Origin of the sequence: Pseudomonas sp. PS01300, assembly GCF_029960155.1 — a bacterium.
In the GTDB taxonomy this organism is placed as follows: Bacteria; Pseudomonadota; Gammaproteobacteria; order Pseudomonadales; family Pseudomonadaceae; genus Aquipseudomonas; species Aquipseudomonas palmensis.
This window is the reverse complement of the sequence record NZ_JASCPN010000032.1, coordinates 1-11,763: the sequence shown is the minus strand read 5'-3', so window position 1 is coordinate 11,763 and position 11,763 is coordinate 1. Positions and strand designations below refer to the sequence as shown.

Here is an 11,763-nt window from a genome sequence, read left to right as displayed (position 1 = left end):
ATCAGACGCCTGTAGGTGTATCGGCATATTTACTCGAACGCTTAGCCTTTTCGCACGTGCGCGCAAGGTCTAAGCTGACAGCCTTTTTTCAAAGCAAGGGAATCCGGGTGATGAAGGCGCGTATCCAGTGGGCAGGCGAAGCCATGTTTCTTGGCGAATCGGGCAGTGGCCATGTAGTGGTCATGGATGGTCCACCCGAGAGTGGTGGGCGCAACCTGGGCGTGCGGCCGATGGAGATGCTCCTGCTGGGCCTGGGTGGCTGCAGCAATTTCGACGTGGTGAGCATTCTGAAGAAATCGCGCCAGGCGGTAGAGAGCTGCGAGGCGTTTCTCGAGGCCGAGCGGGCCGACGAGGACCCCAAGGTGTTCACAAAGATTCATCTGCGCTTTGTGGTCAAGGGCCGCGGCCTGAAGGAGGCCCAGGTCAAGCGCGCGGTGGAGTTGTCGGCCGAGAAGTACTGCTCGGCATCGATCATGCTGGGGCGCGCCGGGGTCGAGATCACCCACGCCTACGAGATTGTCGAGCTGGGTTGATCGTCGCGTGGCCATTCGCCGGTAACGCGGGCTGCTACAGGCGGATGCCGCTTCCCTTGTAGGAGCCAGCCTTGCTGGCGAAGCGCTCCAGCGCAAACAGCAGCATCAGCCCCGGTACCAGCGCCAGCAACCACCAGTGCAGGTTCAGCACCAGCAGCCCGAGTACTTCGCTTGTGCTCCAGGTATTGCCGAACGCGGTGGAGAACAACTCGCACAGCAGCCAGGCACTGACGGCCGCAATGGCAGCAAACACGCCGCCTAATACGCGGCGCCGGCGGATGATACTGCCCAGCAACACGAACAGCAGCATTCCGGGTACACAGAACAGCGCCAGATCCAGCGCGCTGTTGTCGGAATCGCCGAGATAGGGCAACGACATGCTGAAGGGCGTTTCGCGCAGGCTTGCGGTCATCGCCAAGATGAACAGGTAGCCCACCAGCACCAACCCCATGCTTTGCAGCGCTCGAATCAGCAGCAGGCGCACCCTCATCGACGAAGCCCCGGCAACAGGTCGAGCAGGCCGTTCGGCAGCAGTGCGCGAAGGTTTGTACTCAGGCGTTCGCGATGCTTCTGGTAGAGCAGGCCAAGGCCGATGACCCCCAGGCCGATCATGCTCAGCACTACCGGGAACAGCAGCGAGTCGGCGAATACGTCATACGACAGGTAGCCAAGGTAGGCCGAAACGCCCATGGCCCCGAACACCATGAACAATGGCCGGCGCAGCAGCACGGCGACCGCCATCAGCCCCAGGTTGATCAGGCAGTACAGCGCCTTGCCGACCTCGCTGTCACTGTCCATCGAGGTCAGCCCGCCCCAGAAGGCCAGCAGCCCGGCCAGATAACCCCAGAACGCATAGTCCTCGCGGGTTCGGCCATCGATGCCGAGGAACACCAGCAACAGGCCGAGGCCGAACCAAAGCGAAACCTTCTGGCGTTGCGCCCAGTTGAACGGCTCGCCGTAGATCCACTCGGTCAGGTCCATCGACATGAACCACAGCGCCACGGCGATGGGCATCACGATGAACGGGAAGGGGATCAGGCGCAGCATCAGCAGGCCGGCGATCACGGTGGCCGCTTCCATCAGCAGCCAGCCGCCCTGCACGTAGGTGTAGTAGCTGTGGTAGTGAGTCTGGGTATCGTCCAGGGGCCAGAAGCCGGTAAGGCGCTCGAGGGCGAACACCGCCAGCGGTACGATGCTGACCGCCACCGCTGCCAGCAGACCGGCAGGAATACGCTGGCCGCGGCGCTGAAGTGCCAGGCCACCGCCGGTCAACACGGCCATGTAGGCCAACGCGATCAGCAACAGTGCGCTGTCGCCGATGCGCATCCAGGCCTCGCTCAGCAGCCAGCCCATGGCCCCCATGATCAGCAGGGCGCCGAAGTAGAACGCGACATGGGCCAGCTGGAAACTGGGCCGTTGTGCGGGCTGGCGCTTGAGGAATTCAAGCAGGGCCTTGTCCTGGCCCGGGTTCAGTACGCCGGCATCGACGGCGCGGGCCAGGTCCCTGGCATCGAAGTGTTCCATCAGATTCGATAGGTGCTCTTGGTCATGACCTTGGCCATCAGGCTCATGCCGAACTTGACCGGTGCGGGGAAGCGAAAGCCGCCGGCATCCAGTGCCGACTCGGCGTGCTGCTCTTCATCAACGCGCATCTGTTCGAGGATTGCGCGGGACTTTTCGTCCTCGGCCGGGATCTGTTCCAGGTGCTCGTCCAGGTGCTTGCACACCTGGTGCTCGGTGGCCGCGACGAAACCGAGGCTGACCTTGTCGCTGATCAGGCCGGCGACAGCGCCGATGCCGAACGACATGCCATAGAACAGCGGGTTGAGAACGCTCGGGTGGCTGCCCAGTTGGCGGATGCGTTGCTCGCACCAGGCCAGGTGGTCGATTTCTTCCTCGGCGGCATGTTCCATCGCCTTGCGTACCTGCGGCAGCTTGGCAGTCAGGGCCTGGCCCTGGTACAGCGCCTGGGCACAGACTTCACCGGTGTGGTTGATGCGCATCAGGCCGGCGACGTGGCGGGTCTGGTCGTCGCTCAGGTCGGCGTCTGGCTGGATGATCGCAGGCGACGGGCGGGACGGTTGGCCGCTGAAGGGGAGCAAGGTGCGCATGGCGGTATCGGCCTGCAGCAACAAGCGGTCGAGCGGCGAATAGTGACGTTCGGTAGCCATCGGGCACCTCCGCAAGAATGTGCCCGACAGTTTAACCCAATCCAGATGACAGGGCTTGCGTTGGATCAGCCCGGCGGCCAGGTCATCTGGCGCTGGCCGAGCACGTGCATGTGGATGTGGTAGACGGTCTGTCCACCCTGCTCGTTGCAGTTCATCACCACGCGGAAACCTTCCTCGCAACCCAGTTCCCGGGCCAGTCGCTGGGCGGTGAACAGGATATGACCGGCCAGACCCTTGTCTTCTTCGGTGAGGTCGTTGAGGGTGCGGATCGGCTTTTTCGGGATGACCAGAAAGTGCACCGGCGCCTGGGGGGCGATATCGTGGAAGGCCAGAACCTGGTCGTCCTCGTAGATGATCCTGGCCGGAATCTCCCGGTTGATGATCTTGGTGAACAGAGTTTCCACAACGCTTGCTCCATGGTGGGGTTCGGACTTGAGTGTACTCAGGCGCCGCTTGCTCGCCCAGTGCCGATTCGCTTCAGCGTGGGCAGTAGGCCCGGTTGATTGCGCCGGCCAGCTTGCGCGCAAGCCAGCGCGACAGCCAACGCGGGCTGGCGGCCAGCCAGCGGTTGCGCCGACCGGGGATGATCAGTGCGCGGTTCTTTTCCAGTGCGCGCACGGTGTACAGGGCCACTTCCTCGGGGCTCATGCAGCGGTTGCCGTTGTCCAGCCGGGGGATGCGCCGCAGCGGCGATCGAACCGGGCCGGGGCATAACACCGAAACCTTGATACCAGTCTGCTTGAGTTCCTCGCGCAGGCCTTCGGAAAAATGCAGCACATAAGCCTTGCTCGCCGCATAGGTGGTCATCCAGGGGCCGGGAGCGAAGGCGGCCAGCGACGCGACATTGAGGATCTGCCCGCCACCCTGCACCGCCATCGCGTTGCCCAGCGCATGGCACAGGCGGGTGAGGGCGAGGATGTTGACCTCGATGATGTCCTGCTCGTCGCCCCATTCCTGGGCCAGGAAGTGCCCGTAGGTGCGGATGCCGGCGCAGTTGACCAGCAGGTCGATCTGTCTGTCGCCTTCCTCGAGCTCCAGCAGAAAGCCGGACAGGCGCAATGGCTCGCCCAGGTCGCAGGCGCGCAGTAGCACTTCCACGCCGAAGCGCTGGGTCAGTTCCAGGGCGATGCTTTCCAGCAGATCGCGCTGCCGGGCCACCAGTATCAGGTTGCGCCCCCGGCGCGCGAGGGCCTCGGCCAATGCCAGGCCCAGGCCACTGGAGGCGCCGGTGATCATGGCGTAACGGGTCATGCAGTTCTCCAATCGGCAGGGGGCGGTGCGGCTGGCGCCTAGTTTACAGACTGGAGCGGGTAAAGGCTGCGGTCAGCCGTTGAGGGCAGTCATGTAGATACCCCACGCCATGAACGGTATCCACAGCGAGGCCACCACGATAACCGCCTTGGTGTTGGGGGGCGGTGGCGGCCCGTAACGATTGCTGGCGGGGTTGCCGGGAATCAACAGCAGGGCCAGGAAAACCAGGTTGCCGATGTAGTAGGGGATCAGGGTCAACAGGCTGTACCAGCCATTGAAGCCCAGGTCGTTCAGGCGCCGGGCGATGAACACCAGGCTGAAGATCTTGGCGGCCAGCAACATCGGCACGATGGCGGCGGCCAGGTCTTTGGAGAGCGAGGACATCAGTGCGACCAGCAGCACCGTCCCGAACACTGCGCCAATCAGCACCAGGCTCCAGGCCAGTAGCCGCACCCTGCCAATGCGGCCGCGCACGCTCATGACCCTGAGTTTTTCGTTGTTCAGTTGAAGGGGGTTGATGTAGGTGTCGCGCATCGGGCTTCCTTTGCCGTTGAGAGTGGTTCAGCCAGGCCTGTGCTGGCCCAGCTGGATCGCCGCGGCCTGGGCCTGGCGGTATTCGTGGTCGAGTCGAGCGATCAGTTGATCAACCGTGCCCAGGCTGTCGATGGCGCCGACGCCCTGGCCGGCGGACCATACGGTCTTCCAGGCCTTGGCCTCGTCATCCAGTGGCTTGAGCCGGCTTTCGCCCGACTTGCCCAGAGCGTTGAGGTCGAACCCGGCGTTTTCCAGGCTCTGACGCATGAAGCTGGCCGGCACCCCGGACACTGCGGCGGTGTGGATGATATCGGCTGCCTTGGCATCCAGCAGCATTTGTTTGTAGGCGTCAGGCGCCTGGCTTTCGGTACTGCCAATGAAGTGGGTGCCCATGTACGCGAGATCTGCGCCCAGCAGTTGCGCGGCCAGAACTTCGTGGCCGCGGTTCAGGCAGCCTGCCAGCAGCAGCGTCTTGTCGAAGAACTGGCGAATTTCGGCAATCAGGGCAAAAGGGCTCCACGTACCGGCGTGACCACCGGCGCCCGCTGCCACGGCGATCAGGCCGTCCACGCCGGCCTCGGCGGCTTTCTCGGCATGGCGCCGGGTGGTGACGTCATGGAACACCAGGCCGCCATAGCCGTGGACGGCATCGACCACTTCCTTTGCCGCACCCAGGCTGGTGATGACGATGGGCACGCGGTGCTCGATGCAGATCGCAAGATCGGCCTGCAGGCGCGGGTTGCTGGGGTGCACGATGAGGTTCACCGCATAGGGCGCGGGGTTGTCGAGCCCGGCCAGGCCCGCCTCTATCTGCTCCAGCCAGGCCCTGAAGCCGGCACTGTCACGCTGGTTGAGCGCCGGGAAGCTGCCCACCACGCCATTGCTGCAGCAGGCCAGGACCAGCTGTGGATTGGAAATCAGGAACATCGGCGCTACCACCACGGGCAGGCGCAGGCGTTGTTCAAGCAGGGCGGGCAATGACATGGCGGGCTCTCGGAGTGGAGGATCAGAACGGTTTGACCACGACCAGGATGACGATGAGCAACAGGATGACCACAGGCACTTCATTGAACCAGCGGAAGTACACATGGCTGCGGGTGTTTTCGCCGCGCGCGAAGCGCTTCACGTTGGCGCCGCACATGTGATGGTAGCCGGTCAGCAGAATGATCAGGGTCAGCTTGGCGTGCATCCAGCCCTGCTTGAGGAAGTCGGGGTTGAGGCTGAGCAGCCAGATGCCGAACACGAAAGTCGCGATCATTGCCGGGCCCATGATGCCGCGGTACAGCTTGCGCTCCATGGTGACGAAGCGTTCCTGGCTGATGGTGTCCTGGCTCTGGGCGTGATAGACGAACAGGCGAGGGAGGTAGAACAGGCCGGCAAACCAGCAGACGACACTGACGATGTGCAGGGCTTTGATCCAGAGAAACAGCATTTTTAGGTAGTCCTTCAGGTTCACGGTCGTCAGATAGTAGTGGCTTGTGTGTGCAGGCGTCACCCGAACGGTTGTTACCAAGGCTGTGGGCCCATATTATCCGTGGTTTTCCAGTCGGTTCGTTGAAAGGGGCAGGTATATGGTCAAGGTCGGTATCGTCGGCGGCACGGGTTACACCGGTGTCGAGCTGCTGCGTCTGTTGGCACAGCATCCACAGGCTGAAGTGGCAGTCATCACCTCGCGTTCCGAAGCGGGCCTGCCGGTGGCCGAGATGTACCCGAACCTGCGTGGCCACTACGACAACCTGGCTTTCAGCGTGCCGGACACCAAGACCCTGGCGGCCTGTGACGTGGTGTTCTTCGCCACCCCGCACGGCGTGGCCCATGCACTGGCCGGCGAGTTGCTGGCAGCCGGCACCAAGGTCATCGACCTGTCGGCCGACTTCCGACTGCAGGACGCCGATGAGTGGGCGCAGTGGTACGGCCAGCCCCACGGCGCGCCAGAGCTGCTCAAGGATGCGGTGTATGGCCTGCCGGAGGTGAACCGCGAGCAGATCCGCAGCGCCCGCCTGATCGCCGTGCCGGGTTGCTACCCCACCGCGACCCAGCTGGGGTTCCTGCCGTTGCTGGAAGCGGGCATTGCTGATGCCTCGCGCCTGATTGCCGACTGCAAGTCTGGGGTCAGTGGTGCGGGCCGCGGTGCCAGCGTTGGCTCGCTGTTCTGTGAAGCCGGTGAAAGCATGAAGGCCTACGCGGTGAAAGGCCACCGCCATCTGCCCGAGATCCGTCAGGGCCTGCGCCGGGCAGCCGGTGGTGATGTCGGCCTGACGTTCGTGCCTCACCTGACGCCGATGATCCGCGGTATTCATTCGACCTTGTATGCCACCGTCGCCGACACCTCGGTCGACCTGCAGGCGCTGTTCGAAAAACGCTACGCCAATGAGCCGTTCGTCGACGTGATGCCAGCCGGCAGCCACCCGGAAACCCGCAGCGTGCGCGGGGCCAACGTATGCCGCATTGCCGTGCATCGCCCGCAAGGAGGTGATCTGGTAGTGGTGTTGTCGGTAATCGACAACCTCGTGAAGGGGGCCTCGGGCCAGGCGGTACAGAACCTGAACATTCTGTTCGGTCTGGACGAGCGTATGGGCCTGTCCCACGCCGGGCTGCTGCCTTAAGGCGCAACTGGCGGGCTGCAAGCGGGCATAGGGCGGCATTTGCCGCTTGTCGCTTGCGGCCTGCCGCTGCTTCTATTGTTGACCGATTTTCTCGGAGAAGCGGATAATGCGCGTCATCACGCATTAAGGCGGCAACAGCGCCGGGAGAAAGTCAGCATGAGCGTCGAATCCTTCACCCCCACGATTTTGCAATTCACGCAGGGTGCCGCGCACAAGGTGAAGACCCTGGTCGATGAAGAGGGCAATGATCGCCTCAAATTGCGCGTGTTCGTGACCGGTGGCGGTTGCTCGGGCTTCCAGTACGGCTTCACCTTCGACGAAGATGTGGCTGAAGACGACACCATCGTCGAGCGCGAGGGTGTTGCCCTGGTGGTCGACCCGATGAGCTTCCAGTACCTGGCGGGCGCGGAAGTGGACTACCAGGAAGGTCTGGAAGGTTCGCGTTTCGTCATCAAGAACCCGAACGCCACCACCACCTGCGGTTGCGGCTCTTCGTTCTCGATCTGAGTTACAGGCAGTACTGCTGACGCCGCGCCTCTGCGCGGCGTTTTGCTGTGTGCGTTCAGGCGGGGTAGATCGCGCCCAAGACGCGCAGGCCCTTGGCGCCAGTGACACTGGGGCGGTTGGCGGCGATGCCCTCCAGGCAGCAGTGTGCCAGCCAGGCGAACGCCATGGCTTCCACCCAGTCTGGATCGACGCCGTTGATGGCAGTGCTGCTGACCCGGGCGTTGGGCAGCAGGCAGGCCAGACGCTTCATCAGTGTGCTGTTGTGGGCGCCGCCGCCACAGACCAGCAGCGCCTGGGTGGCTGTCTGCGCCGCCTGCAGCGAGCTGACGATGCTATGGGCGGTAAGTTCGAGCAGGGTGGCCTGCACGTCGGCATCGCTGCCGGGGGGCTGGCCGGCCAGGTGCTTGCGCAGCCATGTCAGGTTGAACACCTCGCGGCCGGTACTCTTGGGACCGGTGCCGGCAAAGAACGGATCGCTGAGCAGGCTGGCGAGCAGCCCGGGGATGACGTGGCCTGTGGCCGCCCAGGCGCCGTCGGCATCATAGCCGTGACCTTGTTTCTCGTTGATCCAGGCATCCAGCAGTACGTTGCCCGGGCCACAGTCGAAGCCGCTGACCGGCTTGCCGGTCTCGATCAGGCTCAGGTTGCTGAAGCCGCCGACGTTGAGTACTGCCAGGCGCTCGCCCTGATTGTCGAACAGCGCTTCGTGAAAGGCCGGCACCAAGGGGGCCCCCTGGCCGCCGGCAGCCACGTCGCGGCGGCGAAAATCGCTGACCACTGTAATCCCGGTCAGCTCTGCCAGCAGCGCCGGGTTTCCGATCTGCACGGTGAAGCCCTGGGCAGGCTCGTGGCGAATGGTCTGTCCGTGGCTGCCAATAGCGCGGATATCTGCAGGCTGCAGGTGCTGTTCGGCCAGCAATTGCTGAATGCCCTCGGCGGCCAGTTTCACCCAGGCAGCCTCGGCCAGGGCGGCGCGGGCAATTTCGTCGGGGCCGCTGGCGCACAGCGCGAGCAAGTCGTCGCGCAGCGCCTGGGGCATCGGAATGTAATGGGTGGCGAGCAGCGTGAGACGCTGCTCCTGTCTGATCAAGGCGATGTCCAGGCCATCGAGGCTGGTGCCGGACATCACTCCCAGATACAGGGCCATGGCTTAGCGCTTGGCCGAGGCCAGCATGGTGGCCTTCTCTTGTTCCATGCGCGCCATCAGCGGCTGGCTTTGCTGCAGGAAGCGCTGGCGTTCAGCCTTGGCGATCGGATCGGCCATTGGCAGCTTCTGTCCGAGCGGGTCGACGTGCACGCCATTGACCTGGAACTCGTAGTGCAGGTGCGGCCCGGTGGACAGCCCCGTGGTGCCGATGTAGCCGATCACCTGGCCCTGCTTGACCGTGCCGCCGGTCTTGATGCCCTTGGCGAAGCCCTGCATGTGCCCGTACAGGGTCTGGTAGGTATTGCCGTGCTTGATGATCACGGTGTTGCCGTAGCCTCCGCGACGACCGGCCAGCAGTACCTTGCCGTCACCGGCGGCCTTGATCGGCGTGCCGCGCGGCGCTGCATAGTCGACGCCCTTGTGGGCGCGGATCTTGTTCAGGATAGGGTGCTTGCGACCTGCCGAGAAGCGCGAGCTGATACGGGCGAAGTCCACCGGGGTACGAATGAACGCCTTGCGCATGCTATTGCCGTCGGCGGTGTAGTAGCTGGTATTGCCCTGCTTGTTGGTATAGCGCACCGCAGTGAAGCTCTTGCCGCGGTTGGTGAAGCGTGCCGACAGGATGTTGCCGTTGCCGACCACCTTGCCATTGACCACTTTCTGTTCGTAGATCACGTCGAATTCGTCACCCTGGCGGATGTCCTGGGCGAAGTCGATGTCGTAGCCGAAGATGCGGGCCATGTCCATGGTCAGCGAATGGTTCAGGCCGGCACGCTGCGCGGAAGCCGACAGCGAACTCTTGATGATGCCGTGCACGTAGGCCGAGCGAACCACTGGCTTGGTGATTTCACGGTTGAAGGCATAGCCCTTGTCGCCCTTGGTCAGGCGGATGGTCTCGAGATCGCTGACCTTGCTGTGCAGGCTGGCCAGCTGGCCGTCCTTGTCCAGTTCGATTTCCAGTACCTGGCCATGCTTGAGCTGGCTGAATTGCTTGGCCTGCTTGTTGCTGGCAAGCACCTCGTGCACCACATTGGCCGGCAGGCCGACCTTGGCGAACAGTGTCGACAGGGTGTCGCCACGGGCCACGGTGACTTCGCGGTGGCTTGGATCCTTGGCGGGTTCGGCAGTTGGGGTGGGTTCGGTCTTGGCGGTTTCTTCGGTGGGCGCGGGGGCAGTGTCAATCTGGGCGAACGGCGAGGCGGTGGTTTCTTCGCGGACGTCGGCCTGGGTGGTTTCCTGTTGCTTCAGCTGCTCGGCAGGGGATTCCAGCTCGAGGTTAAGGGTGGTTTTCTTGGCTTCGACCTCGCTGGAGGGGAACACCAGCAAGGCCAGGCTGAGCAGGGCGGCGATACCGCTGGCGGCCAACAGGTGGCTCTTCGGATAAAGCGGAGGCGCTTTAGTCGGTTCGTTGGTCATAGGTAGATTGACTTTGAAAAAGATGGATTGGAAAAGATGAATGACATGATGAAGATGAAATAACTGTATAAAATATAACCAAATCCCCTTCAGCGCAAGCGCGCAGACGTCATCAGTCGGGTGTGCGGTCACATCCGGGGCAAAAACTTGTATTTGATGGCTGATCTTGTATGGTTGGGGCCCTTTGAATCTGAGCCTTGCGGGTCTGTTATGAAGTCGGTTGAAGAGCAGCTAGCGCTGATCAAGCGTGGTGCGGAAGAGGTACTGGTCGAGGCCGAACTGGTCGAGAAGCTCAAGCGCGGGCAACCGCTGCGGATCAAGGCGGGTTTCGACCCGACTGCGCCGGATCTGCACCTGGGGCACACCGTCCTTATTAACAAGCTGCGCCAGTTCCAGGAGCTGGGGCATCAGGTGATCTTCCTGATCGGCGACTTCACCGGCATGATCGGTGACCCGAGCGGCAAGAGCGCCACACGTCCGCCGCTGACCCGCGAGCAGGTGCTGGAGAACGCCGAGACCTACAAGCAGCAGGTGTTCAAGATTCTTGATCCGGCCAAGACCGAGGTCGCGTTCAACTCTACCTGGATGGACGCGCTGACCCCGGCCGACTTCATTCGCCTGGCTTCACAGTACACCGTGGCGCGCATGCTCGAGCGCGACGACTTCGACAAGCGCTATACCAGCAACCAGCCGATCGCGATTCACGAGTTCCTCTATCCGCTTGTGCAGGGCTATGACTCGGTGGCGCTGAAGGCCGATGTCGAGCTGGGCGGTACCGACCAGAAGTTCAACCTCCTGATGGGGCGCGAGCTGCAGCGTGGCTACGGCCAGGAGGCGCAGAACATCGTCACCATGCCATTGCTCGAAGGGCTGGATGGCGTGAAGAAGATGTCCAAGTCGCTGGGTAACTATGTAGGTATCCAGGAAGCACCAGGGGTGATGTACAGCAAGCTGGTGTCGATCCCTGATACGTTGATGTGGCGTTACTTCGAGCTGCTGAGCTTTCGCTCCATGGAAGAGATCGATGGGTTCCGTGCTGAAGTGGCTGCTGGTGCCAACCCGCGGGATATCAAGATCAAGCTGGCTGAAGAGATCGTGGCACGCTTCCATGGTGAGGAGGCTGCGGCCAATGCCCACCGCGCAGCGGGTAATCGCATGAAGGATGGCGAGCTGCCGGAGGACCTGCCGCAGATCGACGTGCTGGCTGCCGAGGCCATGCCGATTTCTGCTGTGCTGAACAAGGCGGGCCTGGTCAAGAACTCGGCGGCAGCCCGTGATCTGCTGGCGGCAGGAAGCGTGAAGGTCGATGGTGAGGTCGTTGATCGTGGCTTCGTCTTCGAGCTGGGCTCCACCCATGTGTGTCAGGCGGGCAAGAAGGCGTTTGCACGTATCAGTCTGAAGGCTGAATAAAGAGAGGGCGGCGTAAGCCGCCCTTCCTATATTAGAGAAGGGCTGGGTTTGCTTTGTTTTGCGAAAGTTTCAAATTAGCCCTTGACGCACGATTTAATCTCTCTATAATTCGCCCCACTTCCGGCGCAGTCGGAACGAAAAACTCCTTGAATATCAACGAGTTGGACGTTTCAGGTCAGGCTGGAGGT

14 protein-coding genes are annotated in these 11,763 nt (G+C 62.7%); 4 read left to right on the top strand and 10 right to left on the bottom strand.

The window, feature by feature from the left end; genetic code table 11:
- Positions 1-110 precede the first annotated feature (110 nt).
- On the top strand, positions 111-533 hold the full coding sequence (locus tag QMX96_RS16100; RefSeq protein ID WP_043859826.1) for an OsmC family protein: 423 nt from the start codon (positions 111-113) through the stop codon (positions 531-533).
- 34 nt (positions 534-567) lie between these two features.
- Here QMX96_RS16100 and QMX96_RS16095 read toward each other — a convergent pair whose 3' ends face one another.
- From QMX96_RS16095 to hemJ, 8 genes are all read right to left on the bottom strand, one after another.
- A complete protein-coding gene (locus tag QMX96_RS16095; protein ID WP_088514308.1) occupies positions 568-1,023 on the bottom strand; it encodes a hypothetical protein in 456 nt (151 codons plus the stop codon).
- On the bottom strand, positions 1,020-2,060 hold the full coding sequence (locus tag QMX96_RS16090; protein WP_058541843.1) for a DUF2157 domain-containing protein: 1,041 nt from the start codon (positions 2,058-2,060) through the stop codon (positions 1,020-1,022). The genes QMX96_RS16095 and QMX96_RS16090 overlap by 4 nt, the downstream gene beginning before the upstream one ends.
- Positions 2,057-2,704: a 2-polyprenyl-3-methyl-6-methoxy-1,4-benzoquinone monooxygenase gene (gene coq7, locus QMX96_RS16085; protein WP_054915949.1), complete on the bottom strand. Its 648-nt coding sequence runs from the start codon at positions 2,702-2,704 to the stop codon at positions 2,057-2,059. The genes QMX96_RS16090 and coq7 overlap by 4 nt, the downstream gene beginning before the upstream one ends.
- Before the next feature lie 65 nt (positions 2,705-2,769).
- A complete protein-coding gene (locus QMX96_RS16080; protein ID WP_116052334.1) occupies positions 2,770-3,108 on the bottom strand; it encodes a histidine triad nucleotide-binding protein in 339 nt (112 codons plus the stop codon).
- A gap of 73 nt (positions 3,109-3,181) precedes the next feature.
- Positions 3,182-3,955 carry an SDR family oxidoreductase gene (locus tag QMX96_RS16075; protein ID WP_043859830.1) on the bottom strand — a complete coding sequence of 258 codons (774 nt, stop codon included), beginning with the start codon at positions 3,953-3,955 and terminating at the stop codon, positions 3,182-3,184.
- Positions 3,956-4,027: 72 nt separating this feature from the next.
- Positions 4,028-4,489, bottom strand: a complete 462-nt coding sequence (locus QMX96_RS16070) for a DUF805 domain-containing protein (protein ID WP_058541845.1) — start codon at positions 4,487-4,489, stop codon at positions 4,028-4,030.
- A 27-nt stretch (positions 4,490-4,516) separates the two neighbouring features.
- Entirely contained in the window at positions 4,517-5,473 is a 957-nt protein-coding gene (locus tag QMX96_RS16065; protein WP_054915948.1) for a nitronate monooxygenase family protein, read from the bottom strand.
- Between the two features lie 22 nt (positions 5,474-5,495).
- A complete protein-coding gene (hemJ, locus tag QMX96_RS16060; protein ID WP_043859832.1) occupies positions 5,496-5,921 on the bottom strand; it encodes a protoporphyrinogen oxidase HemJ in 426 nt (141 codons plus the stop codon).
- A 139-nt stretch (positions 5,922-6,060) separates the two neighbouring features.
- On the opposite strand from hemJ, the gene argC reads away from it, so the two are divergent.
- Together argC and erpA are read left to right on the top strand one after the other, a co-directional pair.
- Positions 6,061-7,095 (top strand): N-acetyl-gamma-glutamyl-phosphate reductase, encoded by a 1,035-nt coding sequence (argC, locus tag QMX96_RS16055; RefSeq protein ID WP_043859833.1) that lies wholly within the window; start codon positions 6,061-6,063, stop codon positions 7,093-7,095.
- A gap of 156 nt (positions 7,096-7,251) precedes the next feature.
- A complete protein-coding gene (gene erpA / locus QMX96_RS16050) occupies positions 7,252-7,602 on the top strand; it encodes an iron-sulfur cluster insertion protein ErpA (RefSeq protein WP_043859834.1) in 351 nt (116 codons plus the stop codon).
- Positions 7,603-7,657: 55 nt separating this feature from the next.
- Here erpA and QMX96_RS16045 read toward each other — a convergent pair whose 3' ends face one another.
- Positions 7,658-8,749, bottom strand: coding sequence for an anhydro-N-acetylmuramic acid kinase (locus QMX96_RS16045; protein WP_282362052.1), 1,092 nt, complete (start codon positions 8,747-8,749; stop codon positions 7,658-7,660).
- Between the two features lie 3 nt (positions 8,750-8,752).
- Positions 8,753-10,165, bottom strand: coding sequence for a peptidoglycan DD-metalloendopeptidase family protein (locus tag QMX96_RS16040; protein WP_282362051.1), 1,413 nt, complete (start codon positions 10,163-10,165; stop codon positions 8,753-8,755).
- A gap of 210 nt (positions 10,166-10,375) precedes the next feature.
- On the opposite strand from QMX96_RS16040, the gene tyrS reads away from it, so the two are divergent.
- Positions 10,376-11,575 (top strand): tyrosine--tRNA ligase, encoded by a 1,200-nt coding sequence (gene tyrS / locus QMX96_RS16035; RefSeq protein ID WP_054915947.1) that lies wholly within the window; start codon positions 10,376-10,378, stop codon positions 11,573-11,575.
- Positions 11,576-11,763: the final 188 nt, after the last annotated feature.

Excerpts from the sequence above, each read along its gene's own strand:
- hemJ (WP_043859832.1), bottom strand. The coding sequence starts at position 5,921 with ATGCTGTTTCTCTGGATCAAAGCCCTGCACATCGTCAGTGTCGTCTGC.
- QMX96_RS16040 (WP_282362051.1), bottom strand. The coding sequence starts at position 10,165 with ATGACCAACGAACCGACTAAAGCGCCTCCGCTTTATCCGAAGAGCCAC.
- QMX96_RS16095 (WP_088514308.1), bottom strand. The coding sequence starts at position 1,023 with ATGAGGGTGCGCCTGCTGCTGATTCGAGCGCTGCAAAGCATGGGGTTG.
- tyrS (WP_054915947.1), top strand. The coding sequence starts at position 10,376 with ATGAAGTCGGTTGAAGAGCAGCTAGCGCTGATCAAGCGTGGTGCGGAA.
- coq7 (WP_054915949.1), bottom strand. The coding sequence starts at position 2,704 with ATGGCTACCGAACGTCACTATTCGCCGCTCGACCGCTTGTTGCTGCAG.
- QMX96_RS16045 (WP_282362052.1), bottom strand. The coding sequence starts at position 8,749 with ATGGCCCTGTATCTGGGAGTGATGTCCGGCACCAGCCTCGATGGCCTG.
- QMX96_RS16075 (WP_043859830.1), bottom strand. The coding sequence starts at position 3,955 with ATGACCCGTTACGCCATGATCACCGGCGCCTCCAGTGGCCTGGGCCTG.
- QMX96_RS16065 (WP_054915948.1), bottom strand. The coding sequence starts at position 5,473 with ATGTCATTGCCCGCCCTGCTTGAACAACGCCTGCGCCTGCCCGTGGTG.
- QMX96_RS16070 (WP_058541845.1), bottom strand. The coding sequence starts at position 4,489 with ATGCGCGACACCTACATCAACCCCCTTCAACTGAACAACGAAAAACTC.
- QMX96_RS16100 (WP_043859826.1), top strand. The coding sequence starts at position 111 with ATGAAGGCGCGTATCCAGTGGGCAGGCGAAGCCATGTTTCTTGGCGAA.
- argC (WP_043859833.1), top strand. The coding sequence starts at position 6,061 with ATGGTCAAGGTCGGTATCGTCGGCGGCACGGGTTACACCGGTGTCGAG.
- erpA (WP_043859834.1), top strand. The coding sequence starts at position 7,252 with ATGAGCGTCGAATCCTTCACCCCCACGATTTTGCAATTCACGCAGGGT.